Raw genomic sequence first — 19033 nt, 5'->3', positions numbered from 1 at the left:
CTAGTCGGGAGTACTGCGTGAGCCTACGCGTTAGCGTCATCGGCACCGGTTATCTGGGTGCCACCCATGCGGCTTGTATGGCCGAACTCGGTTTCCAGGTGATCGGCTTGGACGTGGATCGAGAAAAACTTGAGGCCCTCGCTGAAGGCATCCTGCCCTTCCATGAACCGGGTTTACCCGAACTGTTGAAGAAGCATGTGGCCAGTGGGCAGCTACGTTTCACCGACTCTTATGCCGAAGTCGCTCAGGCGGCGGACATTCACTTCATTACCGTGGGCACTCCACAGCGCACCGACTCCACCTCCGCGGATATGAGCTACGTGGATGGCTCGGTGGATAGCCTGCTGGAACATATCACCGGTCAGGCCTTGATTGTCGGAAAATCCACGGTCCCGGTGGGTACCGCCCGCCGGCTGAGCGAACGGATCGCCGAGAAAGCACTGCCCGGCTCGAAGATTTCCTTAGCGTGGAACCCCGAGTTCCTCCGCGAAGGCTTCGCGGTCAAGGACACACTCACCCCTGACCGGCTGGTCTATGGGGTCCAAAACGACGAAGACTTAGCCCTGATCCGCCAGGTATACGCCAGCATTCTGGCTCGTAAGACTCCGGAAGTCGTGACCGATCTGGAGACCTCCGAACTGGTAAAGGTAGCTGCCAACGCGTTCTTGGCCACCAAGATCTCCTTCATTAACGCCTTCGCGGAGGTCACCGAGACCGTAGGTGGGGATATCGCCACCCTGGCCGACGCGATCGGCTACGACGACCGGATCGGACGCCGTTTCCTCAACGCTGGCGTTGGCTTCGGCGGAGGCTGCTTGCCCAAGGACATCCGTGCGTTGCAGGCCAGGGTCTCAGAACTGGGACTGAGCCACACCATGGGATTCTTGGCCGAAGTCGATCAAATTAACCTTCGCCGTCGCGACCGGGTGGTCTCCCTGACCGAAACCATGCTGGATTATTCGGTGGAAGGTAAAAAGGTCTGTGTGCTCGGGGTGACCTTCAAACCCAACAGCGATGACGTGCGTGATTCACCAGCCCTAGATATTGCGGTTAGGCTGTACAACTCCGGCGCGGATGTTTCGGTCTATGATCCACAGGGCAACGAGAACGCTCGCCGACGCTTCCCTCGCCTGAACTACGTGGGTTCCTGGCGCGAAGCGGCCGCCGAGGCTGACGTGGTGCTGCTGCTCACCGAATGGGATGAGTTCCGGGTACTTGAACCCCATGATCTCGCTCCGCTGGTGAGACAACAACAACTCATCGATGGACGTAACGTGTTGAGCCGATCTTTGTGGCGGGAAGCTGGCTGGAAGATCACCGGACCGGGGGAACGGTTCGAGGTACCCAGCCCTGATTTAGACACCCGGACTTTAGGAATCCTGCAGGTTCCGGGCGCGCAGACCTAGGTCAGCCTCAGGCGGAGGGACGGGATACCTCTAAGGGCGGCGTAGCGTTAACCCGCGATCAAAGAGCAGCTGCGGGTCCACTCGCTCGGCAATATTGCTGAGCTTGCGTCCGGTGTTACCTGGCCAGGCTAGTGCCGCTGCCTCGCTGCGGGTATCGGAGGAGTAAGCACCGTAAGCTCCGGTACCCAAGGTCCCGATCGCAGCGAAGGACGCGTCCTGCTCGGCCAGCGACAATGGATGAATCCAGGTCCCCGCTAGCACCTCTTGATGCCGGTTGCCCCATGCGGTGGCGTCGCTGGAGACCTCAGCCAGCGCACCGCCCAGCCCCCGCAGCTCACCCAATAATGTCCCACGCTGCCGCAGTGATTCGGTCAGCGCGGCGCCCAACTGCTCATCGGCCCGATCCACGAACACATCACGCATCACAATGCGCTGCTGCCCGACATGCGGCGAATTAGGTGTGGGAACGATCAGTGGGTAGGACACCGCCTGTGTTTGCTCATCATAGACCTGAGCGATTTCAAGCGCGGCCTGCAGCGTGGGTCGAGCCGCCACCACGTCGTCCCCGGCCCACACGTTCCGTGCCTGGATAGCGTGCTGCCCGTCGCCCAGTGCCTGAATCATCAGAAAACTTTCCATCTGCTGCGGCGCCTCACGCATCCACTGACCCCACTGGCTGGTGAAACTGGCCAGATCTTGGCTCACATAGGTGATCTGCTGATGCAGGATTCGTGCGTTACCCGTGACCGTGCCAAGCTCGGTGGCCTGGAATTCCAACTCGGTGGCGATGCCTACCTGGGTGGCTCCGCCGCGAACCGCCCAGAACAGTTCCTGTTCATGAGTTTCATCCACCCAGCGGATGGCCCCGTTTGCGTACTCCGCGGATCGGATGGTCGACGAGTCGAGCGATCAGCTTCACAACGAAGCGGTGCGCCCAATACAGGTAGAACCCGATGCGCCACGTCACCGAATGGCTTTGCTGCGGTTGCACCACGTATTTTGGGCGAAACCGGAGACCTAGCGACCGATCAGACACAAGCCTGTCCGCTTAGGTGGCCGCGTATTGCCTCAACCCGCGCACGTGAGTTTGCACATGGCCAGACCGAACACGAAAGAAGCAGCCTCTTGGCCCGCGCATCTTTCACGAGGCAGCGAGCCAACGACCTAACTGGGAGCTGGTACATCTAGTCCCCAGCAGACGCTAGAGCTTAGGCTTTCGAGTTCTAGAACCCGAAGCTGGACATCACTTCGGGGACATGGGCTACAAGGCGTGAAGCGCTCACCGTGGAGTTCTCTGCCACGACACGTCCAAGCTCGCCGTGGATTACCGCGGCACAGGCACTGAGTTCCAGTAACCGCTGGTTAGTGACCGCAGCAGTACCCTGCACCCCCGTGAGTGATGAGTCGCTGAGCAGCGTGCCAAGAATCCCGGTGAGCACATCCCCGCTGCCAGCGGTGGCCAGCTGCGGCACCGCGTTGCAGACAATTAGGGTGCGGCCGCCCGGCTCAACAATGTAGGTGGTGGGACCCTTGAGCATCACCACCGCGTTATAGGCCAGCGCCGCCCACCGCGTCCACTTTTGAGGTTCCTCGGCAATTTCCTGGGCGGTCACGGTAATCCCGGCCCGCCCAAGCAGCATCCGTAGCTCCTTGGCATGCGGTGTCAATACCCGCGGCTGCTCGCTGGGGCCGGTGGGAACGATTTCTAGACCGCTGGCATCGATCACCGCCGGTTGCCGAGAGGTGAACACCTTGGCGATCACCGCGGAGGGCTGATGTGAGGAATCGATCCCGGGGCCAATGGCCCACGCCGAAATCTTTGCGCCCCGCCCATGCAGGTGCCGACGAGCCTGAGAGAGTGCCTCGGCCACCTGCGTATCGGTCAGCGGTACCGCCTCCGGCACGCTGTGAGCCAGATAGCCGCCAATGGCTTCGGGGACGTAGGTGCGAAGCAGACCCACTCCGGCCTCGACCGCGGAGCGCGCGGTGAGTTGTGCTGCACCCGGGTACTTTTCCGAGCCAGCGATCAAACCCAATACTCCGCGCTGGTATTTGTGCCGTCCGGCATCCCGCCAGGAACGGTGACGATCCAATAACTCGGTGGCAGTATCGCCATCCACCAAGTGAAAGTTTGGGCTCTGTGCGGAAAAATCAAAATCTAGAGTGACCACGTCGAGCTGGCCGGTCAGCAGCGGACCGTCCACGGTGACCAAACCAGTTTTCAGGGCTCCGAAAGTCACCGTGCGTTCGGCTGGAAGTGCTCGATCATCCGCGATACCGGTTACCGCATCCAGCCCTGAGGGGACATCCACAGCAAGCACCCGAGCACCGCGGGGGAGCGCTGGCAGCTCGGCCCCTAAGCGGTAGCCAATTCCGTAGATGGCATCAATGATCAAGTCGGCCGAACCGAAAAGTGAGGCGGAATCACCGAAGCTAGTGACGGTGCCACCAGCCTCACGATAAGCCTGCAAAGCTTCATGATGAACCTGCGTTTGCATCAGTACAGCCGTGGTCGAATACCCCTGTGCCGTGAGGTTTGCTAGGGCGAAGAGCCCATCCCCACCGTTATTGCCTGGACCGATCAGACCCACCACGCTGCTCTGAGCATCCCGAAGCATGTCACTGGCTACGTCACTCACGGCCTTCGCTGCCTGCAGCATGAGCGGGGTAGAACCATGGCGGGCAATCTCACTCGACTCGACTGCACGGACTTGAGCAACACTGTAGACGGGGATCATAGCTTCAGAATACTCACCCTAACTGGGTAGTGTGCGGAATAAGGCCCAACGTGTCGCTACCGGACACGAATTACTCGACGAGATGAAGTTAGCGCTCTAGCGCTCGGCTACTACCATGGCGATGGCCATATCCCCATCGTGAGATAGTGACAGGTGCCAGCAAGTAATTCCCTTCAGCGCCGCGGTGGCTGCCACGGTACCGGTGACATGCACCTGCGGATCCCCGGCGGCGTCCTTAATGATCGAACAGTCCTGCCAATTCATGCCGGCCGGAGCGCCCAAGGCTTTAGCAATGGCTTCTTTCGCGGCGAAACGTGCTGCCAGGGAGCGCAACGGTAGATCCCGTTCGTGTTCGGTGAATAGCCGGGTGTGAAGAGCTGGGGTGCGCTCTAGTTGGCGCCCAAAGCGGGGAACGTCAACGATGTCGACACCTATTCCTGCGATCATGATTTCCAGCCTAAGCGATTAGTTCCAGACATAAAAAACGGTCGGTACCTTCAACAGAAGGTACCGACCGTGGTGGAGCAGGAATTCTTATTCCACGGTGACCGACTTGGCTAGGTTACGTGGCTGATCCACGTCATAGCCCTTGGCGGTAGCCAGTTCGCACGCGAATAGCTGCAGTGGCACGGTGGCCAGCAGCGGCATCAGCAGGGTGGGGGTTTCTGGCACGTAGAAGACGAACTCGCCGTAGGCCTGAACCGCTTCATCGCCATCTTCGGCGATCACCAGGGTCTTGGCACCGCGTGCACGGACTTCCTGAATGTTCGACACCACCTTTGAGTGCAGCGAATCGCGGCCACGTGGAGATGGAACCACCACGAATACCGGCTGACCGTCATCGATCAGTGCGATCGGGCCGTGCTTCAACTCGCCGGCAGCAAATCCTTCGGCGTGGATGTAGGCGATTTCCTTCAGCTTCAGCGCACCTTCCATGGCCACCGGGTAGCCCACGTGGCGTCCCAGGAACAGCACCGAGGATGCCTCGGACATGGAGCGAGCCAATTCGCGGATGGAATCCGAGCGGTCCAGAATGTCTTGAATCTTGGCCGGAATCTTACCCAGGTCAGCCATGATGTCCTTGATCTGACCGGTGAACAAGTTCCCGCGCAACTGAGCCAAGTAAAGACCCAGAATGTAGGTGGCGGTGATCTGTGCCAGGAAGGCCTTGGTGGAAGCCACCGCGATTTCCGGGCCGGCGTGAGTGTAAAGCACCGCATCGGACTCACGGGGGATGGTGGAGCCGTTAGTGTTACAGATCGACAAGGTCTTCGCGCCCTGTTCCTTGGCATAACGCACGGCCATCAGCGTGTCCATGGTTTCACCAGACTGCGAGATCGACACGATCAGCGTCTGCGCATCCACAATCGGTTCGCGGTAACGGAACTCGTGGGAGAGCTCGACCTCTACCGGGATTCGGCACCACTTTTCAATCGCGTACTTAGCAACCGAACCGGCGTAGGCGCTGGTACCGCAGGCCAACACCACGATCTTGCTTACACTGGCCAGCTCCTCTGCATCGATGCGCAGCTCATCCAGAGTCATCCGGCCTTCGGCATCGGAGCGACCCAGCAGGGTGTCAGCCACCGCGGCGGGCTGATCATAGATTTCCTTTTCCATAAAGGAAGGGAAACCGCCCTTTTCGGCGCTCGCCGCATCCCAATCCACGGTGAACTCTTTGCCCTCGGCGGCGTTGCCGTCAAAACCGATAATCGAATGAGTATCCGGGGTAATGGTCACGATCTGGTCCTGACCCAGTTCCACGGCGCGACGGGTGAAGTCGATAAATCCCGAAACGTCCGAACCGAGGAAGTTCTCGCCTTCGCCCAAGCCCAACACCAGTGGCGAGTTGCGGCGGGCTGCCACCACCACGCCCGGGTGATCCTTGTGGGTGGCCAGCAGGGTAAAAGCACCCTCTAGCTGGTTTACGGTGGACCGCAGTGCTTCGGTGAGGTCCTTGGTTTCCTGCTCACGATAGGTCTTACCTAAAAGCGCGGCAGCGACTTCGGTGTCGGTTTCGGAAAGGAACTCGAACCCGTCCTTCACCAGTAGTGCCTTGATTTCGGCAAAGTTTTCGATAATGCCGTTGTGGATGACGGCGAGATTTCCGTTATCGGCTAGATGGGGGTGGGCGTTAACATCGCTCGGTCCACCGTGTGTGGCCCAACGGGTGTGACCGATACCGGTGAATGAGCCGGGTAAGGGGTCCTCGGCGATCTCATTTTCGAGGTTGGCTAACTTGCCAGCCTTCTTCCGGGCATGGATCGCACCGTCGGCTACTACCGCCACACCGGCCGAGTCATATCCTCGGTATTCGAGTCGGCGCAGACCCTCGATGAGAACCTCGATCGCACCATGATTGCCAGCTTTGGTCGCTGTACCTACATATCCAACAATTCCGCACATGCCAAAAAGACTACCGGCTATGGTGCATTGCAGACAGAAAATTTTCGGTGTGGAAACCAGAAAAAATTGTGTCTTGAGTCACCGAATGGTCTTAGGTTTGGGTGTGGGAGCAATCCTTGGCACAATTTTCTTTCGTGGAACCAACGAAGCTTCAAGACATTTCGATCTCCCCGTATGTCGAATTAGACCGACAAACTTGGGCGAGACTCTCGAACCGGATGGAGCAGCCGCTCAATGAAGAAGACATTGTCCGGTTGCGTGGTCTTGGCGACGGGTTGGACCTCAACGAAGTTCGTGATGTGTACCTACCTTTGAGCCGGTTGCTCTATTTATACGTGCGTGGGGCCGGGGCAACACATCAGGCCACCACCACTTTTTTGGGTGAGCAGACGCGGCAAACCCCGTTCGTGATCGGGGTAGCCGGTTCAGTTGCTGTCGGTAAATCCACCACCGCCCGTGTATTGCGCGAAATGCTACGCCGCTGGCCGCAAACACCTGACGTTCAACTGATCACCACCGACGGATTCCTGTATCCCAACGAAGAACTCACCCGCCGCGGGCTAATGGAGCGCAAAGGGTTCCCCGAATCCTATGACCGCCGCGCCTTGCTGCGTTTTGTCTCAGCCGTGAAATCTGGAGCCCCCGAAGTCAGCGCCCCGATCTATTCGCACCTGACGTACGACATCCTGCCCGGTGAACGCAATGTGATTCGCTCACCACAAGTTCTCATTGTCGAAGGGCTCAACGTTCTGCAACCGGCACGGATCCGCTCCGATGGAACCGTGGGCCTGGCGCTCAGTGACTTCTTCGACTTCTCCGTTTACGTCGATGCCCGCACCAGCGACATTGAAGAGTGGTACATCCAGCGCTTCATGAAGCTGCGTTCGGGTGCATTCTCCAACCCTGCCAGCTACTTCCACCGCTACGCGCAGCTCAGCGATAGCGAAGCCCGGGAGACCGCCAAGGGAATTTGGGATCGGATCAACGAACCGAATCTGCGCGAGAACGTTCTACCAACCCGGGGCCGCGCTCAGTTGGTCCTGCGTAAGAGTGGAGATCATTCGGTGAACCGGATGTTGCTGCGTAAAATTTGATCTCAATATGAACCACGGGTGTGGTTTAGAGATCGCGCCAATAGGTGACCCCCCACCCAGGATAAGTATTAATGCCAGCGTAATTAACCAAGTCAGGCACGTCATTAAGCAGTAAAGCAGGCACGGACAGTGTTAAACATATTTCGACCAAGAAAACGTTTGACACAGGAAGTCACGTGCCTGCCCTACCATCTTCCATCATTGACCCCCTCTGGCACCAATTCGAGGCATTGCTCCCCGAACGCCATAGCACCCACCCGTTGGGCTGCCACAAGCCCAGAATCGGCGACCGGATCGTCTTCGACAAGCTCATCCAAATCCTCGTCCTGGGCGCAGCCTACGAGAAGATCAGCGACACCACCTGCTCGGCGACCACCATCCGACGCCGCCGAGATGAATGGATCACCGCCGGCATCTTCAGCGATCTGGAACAGATCTGCCTTGAGTCCTACGACCGGATCGTCGGACTGGATCTGGAGAACCTGGTCATCGACGGTTGCCTGGTCAAAGCGCCCTGCGGCGGTGAAGCTTCCGGCAAATCCCCGGTAGACCGGGGCAAGCAAGGCACCAAACGCTCCGTGATGACCGATGGAAAAGGCATCCCGGTAGGATGCGTCATCGCCGGCGCCAACCGGCATGATTCCCCGCTGCTGCGCCCGACGCTGGAACGACTTTCCCGTTTCGGTTACCAGCTGCCAGAACGGATCAAAGTCCATTTGGATGCCGGCTACGACAGCCGCAAGACTCGGGACCTGCTCACCGAGTTAGGGTGCGATTGGGAGATCAGTACCAAGGGCGAACCTTTGCAGGCCGGGGTCCGTTGGGTCGTGGAACGTACGAACTCGTGGCATAACCGTGGGTTCAAGAAATTAGCGATCTGCACCGAACGCAAAGCGAAGGTCATTGATGCCATGATCAGCCTGGCGAACAGCATTATTGTGATCCGTAGGCTGATCCGAGAAGCGTGGGTGACGCATCGGTGGGATTCACGGCCTAATCGAAAGCCTTAAGATTCAGTGGTTCCCTATTGGCGCGGTCTCTTAGTAGAAAAACTGGAATTCCTACTCAATACTGTGCCCTTTTCATTGTTATTGCTGTGTATGATCAAGCCATGATTAAGGGATTCCGCGAATTCATTTTAAAAGGCAATGTGGTTGATCTGGCCGTTGCCGTCGTTATCGGTGCCGCGTTCGGGGCCGTTGTCACCGCATTGGTAGACAGCGTGCTCATGCCATTGATTTCAGCTCTGGTCGGTGCACCGAGCTTTGACGACTTCTTGGTCATCAATATCAACGGTAACTTGATCCAGATCGGGGTGTTCCTCACCGCGTTGGTTAACTTCCTGTTGATTGCTGCCGCCGTGTACTTCGTCGTTGTCATGCCGATGAACAAGGTCAATGAGGCCGTGGCTCGTCGCCGTGGGATCGTCGAAGAAGAGCCTGAAGCCGATCCACAGATTGAGCTGCTCACTCAAATTCGCGATGAGCTCGCCAAACTGCGCTAAATAAGATTTATTTCCATCCACCCTCCGCCCGGGGCGGGTTGTTCACCAGGTATTTGGTGAGCGACCCGCCCCGTGACGTATCGGCTCGCCTACGCATGAAAAGTGAAAAAGTGGGAAGATGGCAGATGTGAATTATGAAGTGGAACAGCAGCGGAATCTCGAAGCACCTGGAGTGGCTCACAATCCCTGGGAGCGACGGGCCCTGATCGACCTCTCAGCCATTCGAAATAATGTGCGACAGGTGACCGAGCTGGTCGCCCCGGCCAAGGTGATGGCTGTGGTCAAAGCCGACGGCTACGGTCATGGCGCTTACCGGGTGGCTCGCGCGGCTTTGGAAGCCGGTGTTCGCTGGATCGGTTGCGCACACGTCTCCGAAGCATTGGCACTGCGCGAACGCGGCATTGAATCCCCGATGCTGGCCTGGCTGCACACCACCGATACCCCCTTTGAAGATGCGATTGCCGCGGATATTGATCTGGGTGTTTCTTCGCTCGGGGAACTGGGGTGCATCGCCGCCGCAGCCCGCAAGGTCGAAACCCCGGCCCGCATTCACCTCAAACTCGACACCGGCCTAGGACGTAATGGGGCCACCCTAGACGCGCTGGATGAACTGCTTGAACAGGCCAAGGACTACCAAAGCGAAGGCCTGCTGCGAGTTGTAGGAGTCTTCTCCCATTTGGCCGTGGCCGATGAACCACAACGCGTGGAAACCGATGAACAACTTGAAGCCTTCGATCTGGCGATCAGCAAGGTCGAAGCTGCCGGTTTCGGACTGGAAGTCCGCCACATTGCTAACACCCCGGCCATCCTCTCCCGCCCGGATGCTCATCATGACATGGTGCGCCTTGGCCTAGGACTCTATGGACTAAGCCCTTTCGAAGGTGACGAGCCAGATAGCTTTGGGTTACGCCCGGCCATGACCTTGCAAGCCCGGGTAGCGAACGTCAAGAAGGTCAATAAGGATCAGGGCGTCTCCTACGGCCTGAACTACCGCACCAGCGAGCAGACTTACCTCGGCTTGATCCCTCTGGGGTACGCCGACGGGTTACCCCGCATCGCCACCGGAGCCCCGGTGACTATTCACGGCAAGGACTACCCGGTCCGTGGCCGCATCGCCATGGACCAGTGCGTGGTTGATCTCGGCCCTGATATTGATCCCGAGCATTTCTTGGGGGCTACCGCAATTATTTTCGGTGAGGAAGGCCCCTCGGTGACCGAATGGGCGAACGCCGCAGGAACGATCAACTACGAGGTGGTCACCCGCATCTCACCGCGCGTTCCCCGGGTCTACCTCGAAGGCAGCTGGGGAGAGTCCGCCCTTGAGGAAGAAGACACTAACGGTGAGTGAGCGCAGTATCCAGCTTCAACTCTCCTCGGTCGCTCAAACTCAAGCCGTAGGTCACGCCCTCGGGGAACAGCTGCGCGGCGGAGACCTACTCATCCTCACCGGCCAGTTGGGGGCAGGGAAGACCACCTTCACCCAAGGACTGGGTGAAGGGATGCACGTACGTGCGGGGATCATCTCCCCGACCTTTGTGCTCTCCCGGATCCACCCGAGCGAAATTGGCGGTCCCGCACTCGTGCATGTGGACGCCTACCGATTGGCCGACCCGCACGAAGTCGACACCCTAGATTTGGAATCCACCGCAGCAGAGTCGGTCACCGTGGTGGAATGGGGCAAGGACAAGGTGGAACACCTTGCCGACTCACGTCTCGAAATCGAGTTGGAACGCGCCAGCCTGCCAGCGAACCACACCGCGGCCTCCTGGGAATTCGATGATGAGGATGAGGGGGATGAGCGCCGGACCATGCGCTTAGCCGGAATAGGGCCGGCTTGGAGCGAAGAACGCTGGAACCTGACCCTTCAGAAGATCAACGAAGCACTTGAACGAATCGACGCTCTGGAGACCGAGCATGAGTAATTACCTAGTGATCGACACCTCCGCGAACACCTCAGTGGCTGTCTTTGATGACGCCGCTGGAACCACGCTCGCCGAACGCCAGAGCGAACGCGGTAACGACCAAACCGAAACACTCGCCAGCTATGTCCACGCCGTACTTGCGAAAACCGGTATCAAGGGCAAAGACCTCGCCGGCATCATCGTTGGTACCGGACCAGGACCCTTCACCGGGCTCCGTGTTGGACTGGTCGCTGCACGCACCTTTAGCTATGTCTGGTCGGTTCCGCTCTACGGGGCGATGTCGCTGCTGGCACTAGCACACCGGGTGCAAAACGAACTGGCACCAACCGGGGACTTCCTTGTGGCCACCGATGCCCGTCGCCGCGAAGTGTACTGGGCCCGATTCAACTCCGATGGTCAACTGCAGGACGGACCACACGTTGGTCCAGCCGCCGAACTTCCAGCCCTACCAGTCCACGGTATTGGGGCCGGGCTTTACACCGAAGCGCTGACCGAGGCCGGTGCCACCGTCTCAGAGACCAGCAACCAATGGCTCACTCGCGCGACAGACCTTGCCCCCAAGGCGCTCGCCGAACTGGCAAACGGTGCCGACTTATCCAGTACCGCACCACTCTACTTGCGTGAATCCGACGCCCAGGTGCCAGCCTTCATGAAGCAGAGCAAATAATGGGACCGGTTCTACGCGGCATGACCGCCGCCGACATCCCGGCAGTTTATGAACTAGAAACTGCAACCTTTCCCACCGATGCCTGGCCAATCGAACTCTTCGAAGCAGAGCTCGCCCAGACGCAAACCCGCAACTATTGGGTTTATGAGACGGGGGAGAAGATTGTGGGCTACGCCGGGTTGTGCACGGTACTGCCCTTCGCGGATGTGCAGACCATTGCCATTGACCCAACAATGCAGGGTAAAGGACTTGGCCGAGCACTGATGAACGTCATGATTGACAAGGCTCGGGAACTAAACGCCCGAGACGTGATGCTGGAAGTACGCAAAGACAACCCGGTAGCTATCGGTCTTTACCTGTCAATGGGATTCAGTAAGATCCACGAACGACCCAAGTATTACCGCGATGGCACTGACGCATTGATTATGCAGCTCCGACTACGCGACGAAGAGGAAAACGCATGAGCACCAGCAAAGCCCCGATCGTCTTGGGCATCGAATCCTCCTGCGACGAAACCGGTGTCGGAATTGTGCGCGGCACCCAACTGTTGACCAACACCGTCTCCAGTTCCATGGACCAGCACGTACGCTTCGGGGGAGTGATCCCAGAGATTGCTGCCCGCGCGCACCTTGAGGCCTTCATCCCCACCTTGGATGCCGCTCTGGCCGGAGCTAAGGTGGAATTGGATGACATTGACGCGATCGCGGTGACCAGCGGTCCGGGGCTGGCTGGGGCATTGATGGTTGGTGTTGCTGCGGCTAAAGCACTTGCGCTAGCAACCGGGAAGCCGTTGTACGGAATCAACCACCTCGTGGCACACGTGGGCGTTGGCGTCCTTGACGGGAAGCCACTGCCGGCGACTTTCGGGGCACTGTTGGTTTCCGGCGGTCACACCGAAATCCTGAAAGTGTCCTCGCTGACCGATGATGTGCAGCTCCTCGGGGCAACGATCGATGATGCGGCCGGAGAAGCCTACGACAAGGTCGCTCGTCTGCTCGGGCTGGGGTACCCCGGCGGCCCCGCCATTGATAAGGCCGCGGCAGAAGGCGACCGCAAGGCCTTCCGCTTCCCACGCGGACTGAGCCTGCCGAAGTTCACCGGCAGCGCGGAGAGTCCCGGAAAGCACCGTTACAACTTCTCATTCTCAGGGCTTAAGACTGCCGTGGCTCGGTGTGTTGAGCACTTTGAATCTCAAGGTCTGGAAGTACCGGTCAATGATATTGCCGCGTCCTTCCAAGAAGCGGTTGTCGACGTGATCACGTCCAAGGCTGTTAAAGCGTGCACTGAGCATGGGATGACCACACTCTTGCTAGGCGGGGGAGTTGCTGCTAACACGAGACTTCGTGACCTTCTCGCAGCACGGTGCGCTTCGGCCGGAATCGACCTAACTATCCCACCGTTCTCGTTGTGCACCGATAACGGTGGAATGGTGGCTGCGCTCGGTGCGCAGCTAGTTATGGCTGGTGCTTCCCCGAGTGGGTTAGATTTTGCTACAGATTCCTCGCAGCCGGTGACCGAAATTTCACTCAGTATGTGAAAAATTTGGTTCTCTGTCAGCTAACTCTTGTGTGCTTCCGTCTATTGAGAAGCGGGTCATTGTGGCCGCGATCCCTGGACACCGGGCGAATATCTAGTTTCGTCCCGCGTTTCCCGAACGGCACTTGCACTAGGGCCTGAATTGCACTTAGCGGCTCGGCGGCTGAACAAGACTTTCGCTGTCGATGAGCGGCCCTTCTGGAGCGAGTAAGGATTGATCGGCGAAGGAATTCCAAATAATGCAATAGGTTTCCTGACCTTCGACAACAGCCCGGATCCGAAGGTCCCAAGAATTCTCATGGTCGTCTGCGAAGCGAGTGGAATTGATGCGCTGGAACTTTCGCAGCATAGCGTGAGTACTACAGCAGCTGGTTCATCTCTATGGTGAGCAGGCGAGGAAGCTACTTGACTATACGAACTTCTCGAGGAGCATGTATAGGTGCGCGCCGGGCAGGCCCAACGTTGCTGTGGTTCCGGAAGCGTGGACGAACTACGGAAGGTGCCTGCGAGAGCAGGTGGGGCCGATCAGCTGGGCCGGCAACGAGATAACTGATGAAACGTCAGGCACCATGAACGGTGCGATCTTGTAGGGACGGCGCGCGCAATTGAAGTTCCAATACAGCTCAAAGTTCGGCATTGAAGTTCAGTGTGAGTATGCAGTTCCGAACCGAAAACGAATGTTTATGACACGAGATCGTCTATACATTATCTACTGTATAGTACAGTTTATGATGAATATTGAATCGCGGATCGAAGCGATGAACCGGCTCGGCCGCGCCATGGCCGACCCCACGCGTTCGCGTATCCTTCTATCTTTGCTGCATGAACCGGGATACCCTGCACAGTTAGCCGAGGACTTGGGGTTGAGTCGGGCGAACGTCTCGAATCACCTGACCTGCTTGCGGGGGTGCGGGATTGTCGTGGCGAAACTCGAGGGACGTAAAACTCGCTACGAAATCACCGACCCGCATCTGACCACGGCACTTAGCGCTCTCGTGGATGTGACCTTAGCCGTCGATGACCAAGTGCCGTGTGTAGATTCTTCCTGTCCGGACTGCACTACCGATAGTTCACTAATAGTCGAGGATAAAGTATGAGTTCCGCGTGCGGTTGTGAATCACCGGAAATCACCGTCGAAATCGAGGAAGAACTGCCCTGGTACCGGGATTGGCATGTGCTCATTCCTATCACCTCTGGCGTTTTCTTCCTCGCCGGCCTGATCCTTGAATGGACCACTTCAAGCGATACCGCTGAAGTAGTAGCCCTAGTCTTCTTCTGGATCGGTCTACTGCTCGGCGCATATACCTTTGTTCCTGGCGCCCTTCGCAATCTGTTCTCGAATCGAAAAATCGGTATCGGGCTACTGATGACCATCAGCGCGGTCGGTGCGGTCATCCTGGGCTACGTTGAGGAAGCCGCCGCGCTGGCGTTCTTGTATTCCATCGCTGAAGCCCTTGAAGATAAGGCCATGGACCGTGCACGGTCAGGACTGCGATCCTTACTGAAGCTGGTCCCAGAAACAGCAACGGTCATCCGCGGCGGCATGCCAACCGTTGTCAGCGCATCAGAGATTCGGGTTGGTGATCTCCTGCGTGTGAAGCCAGGAGAACGCCTTGCTACTGACGGGGTGATCAGCCAGGGGTCTAGCAGTTTAGACACCTCGGCGATTACCGGTGAATCCATTCCCGTGGATGTGTCCGTAGGTGACCAGGTCGCCGCCGGTTCAATCAACACTTCAGGATCCATAGAAGTGACCGCTTCAGCCAACGGCACTGATAACTCATTGACTACGCTGGTGAGCCTGGTCGAGCAAGCTCAGGCGGAACGCGGTGAGCGAGCTCGTCTAGCCGATCGTATTGCCCGACCGCTTGTTCCTGGGGTGATCGTCCTAGCCGTCCTGGTGGCCATCATCGGTTCTCTTGTGGGTGATCCGGAAACGTGGATCACCCGCGCCCTGGTGGTGCTGGTTGCCGCCTCCCCGTGTGCGATGGCGATCGCTGTTCCCGTGACCGTTGTTTCCGCGATCGGTGCTGCCAGTAAATTTGGGGTCATCATCAAAAGTGGTGCAGCGTTCGAACGTTTAGGTTCACTGCGCCGTATTGCAGTAGATAAGACGGGCACACTGACCCGTAATCAGCCAGCGGTGACTCAGGTTCACGCTGTTGATGGTGTGAGCCAGGATGCTGTGCTCAATGTTGCCGCAGCTCTGGAACACCACAGCACCCACCCCTTGGCTAGGGCCATTAGCTCAGCGGCATCGGCGATCCCTGAAGCAACCGAGGTTGCTGAAGAACCTGGACATGGCATTACTGGTGTACTCAACGGTGAGCCGGTCGCGGTGGGTAGCCCTCGCTGGATCACCCCGGGAACACTCACACCTGCCGTGGAAAGCATGGAAGCATCGGGGCAAACCTGTGTGATGGTGACTCGTGCAGGGCGGGTCATTGGTGTGATCGGTGTGCGCGATGAACTGCGCCCTGAAGCTCCTGAAGCGGTTCGTCACCTGCGTGATCAGGGAATTGACGTGCTCATACTGACCGGGGATAACGCGCGTACTGCCCATGCGTTGGCTGCTATCGCAGGCATCGACACCGTTCATGCCGAGCTGCGCCCCGAAGATAAAGCTCGTGAAGTCGCTGCGTCGGTGCAGCAGGTTCCAACAGGGATGATTGGTGATGGGATCAACGATGCCCCCGCTTTGGCTACTGCCACGGTGGGTATTGCGATGGGAGCGACCGGTGCTGATGCGGCCATAGAATCGGCTGATGTTGCTTTTACCGGTCATGATCTGAGGTTGATCCCGCAGGCTTTGTCACATGCGCGACGGGGTCGAACCATCATGAATCAGAACATCATTTTGTCCTTAGCTATCATCATTGTTCTGCTACCGCTGGCAGTCACTGGTGTGCTGGGGTTAGCAGCCGTCGTGCTCGTTCATGAGGTAGCCGAGGTCGTGGTGATTGCTAACGGTTTACGCGCGGCTCGCGTTCGCCGGGCACAACTAACCCGACAACCCGATACAGTCTTGACCTAGAAAACTATCGTTAATGCTGTTGAAGGCGGTGCACTGTTCCCAACGGGGAGAATGCACCGCATTCAAATCTAGAAGTCAGCGTCATGTTATTTGTTTGCTACGCCACTTCTTGCTGTAAAAATCGCTATTCGATACGTACAGCCAAAAGGAACGGCATGTAAATCATCGAAGAGGACCTTTTGCGCGGGAGAGTTTTCCGTCATCCTGAGACCACAACGGATGCACTACCTGTCAAAGGCAGTTGGGGGTTGTCATGCTGTCGAACCAGGAGAACTTGGCCGGGCCACTGATCGTGGGGTTCATTCCTCACCAGCATCCCGAGGTTTTGACCTGCGCCACGGATCTTGCGCACCAACTCGGTGTGCCCCTTGTTTTCGCCTACGTGAAACCCGATAGCTATCTCACCGAGTGGGGCTTCAGTAAAAACATCATCAATCGCTCCCTGCATCCTGATGACTTGGATGAAGAGAACACCGTCGACGCCCTGACGCTGTTAGAGACTATCGAAGCGCACATAGTTGGCCGCGACGTGTCGTGGAGATTGCGGATCCTGGCTGGTGAACCGTGGAGAGCGCTCTCTCGGCTTGCAGATGAGTCCTGTGCGTCGATGCTCATTATTGGAACTAGACGAACCTCCGTGAGCTCGCGCATTTCAGTGCTCGTTGGAGAGTCCACCGGTGCGCACCTGGCCGCGTACCAGCAGCGTCCGCTCTTGATCGTTCCACCCGCGCACAGACGGCACGACCACTAACCCCAAACAATTTCACAGAGTCGGGGGAAACCGGAGCCGCGGCCAATTCACCGGCCGGCCCCACCTCTTCTGCCCAGAGAGTTAGACGAGCTGCGCAGACTTATCAGTTGTCGTGTCCGTCGTTTCCCCAGCGGCCAAATAATGGGTGACGTCCAAGGCCGCAACGCAACCGGACCCCGCGGCCGTAATTGCTTGACGGTAGGTAGGGTCAATGACATCCCCGGCAGCAAAGACACCAGCGACAGAGGTTTTCGAGGTACGGGCCTCGACAGCGATCGTTCCCGCAGAGGTCAGTTCTAGCTGATCTTTGACCAGGTCGGTGCGGGGGTCGTTGCCAATCGCAACAAATACACCGGTGACCGCTAAGCGACTCGATGCTCCGGTGCGCAGATTTTCAATCTGCAATCCGGTGACTTTCTCGTCTCCGTCGATATCGGTGACAGTGCTATCCCACAAGAATTCGATCTTGGGATGGGCTAGAGCCCGGTCGCCCATGATTTTGGAGGCACGCAGTGTGTCACGGCGATGCACGACGGTCACCTTGGCAGCAAACTTGGTGAGGAACAAGGCTTCTTCCATCGCCGAATCACCACCGCCAATGACAGCGATTTCTTGATTGCGGAAGAAGAACCCATCACAGGTGGCGCAGGACGATACACCGTGGCCAGTCAGGCGCTGCTCATTGGAGACACCCAAAGTGCGGTAGGCCGAACCTGTGGACAGGATGACAGTGCGGGCACGATAAGTCTGCCCGTTGGCGGCCGTCACCTTCTTCACTTCGCCATCCAACTCAACGTGAGTCACGTCATCGAAGAGAATTTCAGCGCCGAAACGTTCAGCCTGCTTCTGCATATTGTCCATCAGGACGGGCCCCATGATGCCGTCGGTGAATCCCGGAAAGTTTTCAACCTCCGTGGTGTTCATGAGTTCGCCGCCGGCGGTGACTGAACCGGCAATGACCAAAGGTGCCAAATCTGCGCGGGCGGTATAGATCGCCGCGGTGTATCCGGCAGGGCCTGAGCCGATAATGATGACGTTGCGGATGGCTTCAGTAGAGTCAACGCTCATGAGCGGGTGCCTTTCATCGAGCACGGTAAAGAAGTTCTTAGTTGTTGGTTAGTTCAGGTGGCTCTGTTGCAAAAATCGTGAAGCTTGAGCATGCTTGGCGGAGATTGGACGGACGGAACGATGACGGATTTCAAGTGGCGCCATTTCCAGGGTGATGTGATCCTGTGGGCGGTGCGCTGGTATTGTCGCTATCCGATCAGCTATCGCGACCTTGAGGAAATGCTGGCGGAACGCGGCATTTCGGTCGACCATACGACGATCTATCGCTGGGTCCAGTGCTACGCCCCGGAGATGGAGAAGCGGCTGCGCTGGTTCTGGCGGCGTGGCTTTGATCCGAGCTGGCGCCTGGATGAAACCTACGTCAAGGTGCGGGGCAAGTGGACCTACCTGTACCGGGCAGTCGACAAGCGGGGCGACACGATCGATTTCTACCTGTCGCCGACCCGCAGCGCCAAGGCAGCGAAGCGGTTCCTGGGCAAGGCCCTGCGAGGCCTGAAGCACTGGGAAAAGCCTGCCACGCTCAATACCGACAAAGCGCCGAGCTATGGTGCAGCGATCACCGAATTGAAGCGCGAAGGAAAGCTGGACCGGGAGACGGCCCACCGGCAGGTGAAGTATCTCAATAACGTGATCGAGGCCGATCACGGAAAGCTCAAGATACTGATCAAGCCGGTGCGCGGTTTCAAATCGATCCCCACGGCCTATGCCACGATCAAGGGATTCGAAGTCATGCGAGCCCTGCGCAAAGGACAGGCTCGCCCCTGGTGCCTGCAGCCCGGCATCAGGGGCGAGGTGCGCCTTGTGGAGAGAGCTTTTGGCATTGGGCCCTCGGCGCTGACGGAGGCCATGGGCATGCTCAACCACCATTTCGCAGCAGCCGCCTGATCGGCGCAGAGCGACAGCCTAC

The 19033-nt window shown here is 58.1% G+C and carries 18 protein-coding genes; 13 read left to right on the top strand and 5 right to left on the bottom strand.

Annotated elements, in window-relative coordinates; translation table 11 throughout:
• Positions 1-17 precede the first annotated feature (17 nt).
• Positions 18-1406 (top strand): UDP-glucose dehydrogenase family protein, encoded by a 1389-nt coding sequence (locus ACQQZ8_RS10860; RefSeq protein ID WP_431709828.1) that lies wholly within the window; start codon positions 18-20, stop codon positions 1404-1406.
• 30 nt (positions 1407-1436) lie between these two features.
• On the opposite strand, the gene ACQQZ8_RS10855 is transcribed toward ACQQZ8_RS10860, so the two are convergent.
• The 4 genes from ACQQZ8_RS10855 to glmS all read right to left on the bottom strand — a co-directional run bounded on the left by ACQQZ8_RS10855 (position 1437) and on the right by glmS (position 6550).
• On the bottom strand, positions 1437-2258 hold the full coding sequence (locus ACQQZ8_RS10855; protein ID WP_431709827.1) for a hypothetical protein: 822 nt from the start codon (positions 2256-2258) through the stop codon (positions 1437-1439).
• 371 nt (positions 2259-2629) lie between these two features.
• Positions 2630-4144, bottom strand: a complete 1515-nt coding sequence (locus ACQQZ8_RS10850; protein ID WP_431709826.1) for an NAD(P)H-hydrate dehydratase — start codon at positions 4142-4144, stop codon at positions 2630-2632.
• 96 nt (positions 4145-4240) lie between these two features.
• On the bottom strand, positions 4241-4591 hold the full coding sequence (locus tag ACQQZ8_RS10845) for a holo-ACP synthase (protein WP_431709825.1): 351 nt from the start codon (positions 4589-4591) through the stop codon (positions 4241-4243).
• 87 nt (positions 4592-4678) lie between these two features.
• Positions 4679-6550 carry a glutamine--fructose-6-phosphate transaminase (isomerizing) gene (glmS, locus tag ACQQZ8_RS10840; RefSeq protein WP_431709824.1) on the bottom strand — a complete coding sequence of 624 codons (1872 nt, stop codon included), beginning with the start codon at positions 6548-6550 and terminating at the stop codon, positions 4679-4681.
• A gap of 116 nt (positions 6551-6666) precedes the next feature.
• On the opposite strand from glmS, the gene coaA reads away from it, so the two are divergent.
• From coaA to ACQQZ8_RS10785, 11 genes are all read left to right on the top strand, one after another.
• Positions 6667-7644 carry a type I pantothenate kinase gene (gene coaA / locus ACQQZ8_RS10835; RefSeq protein ID WP_431709823.1) on the top strand — a complete coding sequence of 326 codons (978 nt, stop codon included), beginning with the start codon at positions 6667-6669 and terminating at the stop codon, positions 7642-7644.
• A gap of 176 nt (positions 7645-7820) precedes the next feature.
• Positions 7821-8654 carry an IS5 family transposase gene (locus tag ACQQZ8_RS10830; protein ID WP_431709822.1) on the top strand — a complete coding sequence of 278 codons (834 nt, stop codon included), beginning with the start codon at positions 7821-7823 and terminating at the stop codon, positions 8652-8654.
• Positions 8655-8755: 101 nt separating this feature from the next.
• Positions 8756-9148, top strand: a complete 393-nt coding sequence (gene mscL / locus ACQQZ8_RS10825) for a large conductance mechanosensitive channel protein MscL (protein ID WP_431709821.1) — start codon at positions 8756-8758, stop codon at positions 9146-9148.
• 118 nt (positions 9149-9266) lie between these two features.
• Complete coding sequence (alr, locus tag ACQQZ8_RS10820) at positions 9267-10496, top strand: alanine racemase (RefSeq protein WP_431709820.1); 1230 nt, start codon at positions 9267-9269, stop codon at positions 10494-10496.
• Positions 10489-11070 (top strand): tRNA (adenosine(37)-N6)-threonylcarbamoyltransferase complex ATPase subunit type 1 TsaE, encoded by a 582-nt coding sequence (tsaE, locus tag ACQQZ8_RS10815; protein ID WP_431709819.1) that lies wholly within the window; start codon positions 10489-10491, stop codon positions 11068-11070. Before alr ends, tsaE begins: the two co-directional genes overlap by 8 nt.
• Positions 11063-11737 (top strand): tRNA (adenosine(37)-N6)-threonylcarbamoyltransferase complex dimerization subunit type 1 TsaB, encoded by a 675-nt coding sequence (tsaB, locus tag ACQQZ8_RS10810; RefSeq protein WP_431709818.1) that lies wholly within the window; start codon positions 11063-11065, stop codon positions 11735-11737. The genes tsaE and tsaB overlap by 8 nt, the downstream gene beginning before the upstream one ends.
• The gene (gene rimI / locus ACQQZ8_RS10805; RefSeq protein ID WP_431709817.1) at positions 11737-12201 is read left to right on the top strand and encodes a ribosomal protein S18-alanine N-acetyltransferase; all 465 of its coding nucleotides are present in this window, start codon (positions 11737-11739) and stop codon (positions 12199-12201) included. The genes tsaB and rimI overlap by 1 nt, the downstream gene beginning before the upstream one ends.
• On the top strand, positions 12198-13274 hold the full coding sequence (tsaD, locus tag ACQQZ8_RS10800) for a tRNA (adenosine(37)-N6)-threonylcarbamoyltransferase complex transferase subunit TsaD (protein ID WP_431709816.1): 1077 nt from the start codon (positions 12198-12200) through the stop codon (positions 13272-13274). The genes rimI and tsaD overlap by 4 nt, the downstream gene beginning before the upstream one ends.
• Positions 13275-14001: 727 nt before the next feature.
• Positions 14002-14370, top strand: a complete 369-nt coding sequence (gene cmtR, locus ACQQZ8_RS10795; RefSeq protein ID WP_430267893.1) for a Cd(II)/Pb(II)-sensing metalloregulatory transcriptional regulator CmtR — start codon at positions 14002-14004, stop codon at positions 14368-14370.
• Complete coding sequence (locus ACQQZ8_RS10790) at positions 14367-16307, top strand: heavy metal translocating P-type ATPase (RefSeq protein ID WP_431709815.1); 1941 nt, start codon at positions 14367-14369, stop codon at positions 16305-16307. Before cmtR ends, ACQQZ8_RS10790 begins: the two co-directional genes overlap by 4 nt.
• Before the next feature lie 253 nt (positions 16308-16560).
• Positions 16561-17058: a universal stress protein gene (locus ACQQZ8_RS10785; protein WP_430267891.1), complete on the top strand. Its 498-nt coding sequence runs from the start codon at positions 16561-16563 to the stop codon at positions 17056-17058.
• Positions 17059-17139: 81 nt separating this feature from the next.
• Here the strand turns inward: ACQQZ8_RS10785 and trxB are convergent, their stop codons facing one another.
• Positions 17140-18126 (bottom strand): thioredoxin-disulfide reductase, encoded by a 987-nt coding sequence (gene trxB / locus ACQQZ8_RS10780; RefSeq protein ID WP_430267890.1) that lies wholly within the window; start codon positions 18124-18126, stop codon positions 17140-17142.
• A 120-nt stretch (positions 18127-18246) separates the two neighbouring features.
• Here trxB and ACQQZ8_RS10775 point away from each other — a divergent pair, with 120 nt between their 5' ends.
• Positions 18247-19011: an IS6-like element IS6100 family transposase gene (locus ACQQZ8_RS10775; RefSeq protein ID WP_001389365.1), complete on the top strand. Its 765-nt coding sequence runs from the start codon at positions 18247-18249 to the stop codon at positions 19009-19011.
• The last annotated feature ends 22 nt before the right edge of the window (positions 19012-19033 follow it).

Origin of the sequence: Glutamicibacter uratoxydans, assembly GCF_050753455.1 — a bacterium.
GTDB lineage: Bacteria > Actinomycetota > Actinomycetes > Actinomycetales > Micrococcaceae > Glutamicibacter > Glutamicibacter uratoxydans_A.
The sequence above is the reverse complement of the archived record's forward strand: the minus strand, read 5'-3'. Positions and strand labels throughout refer to the sequence as shown.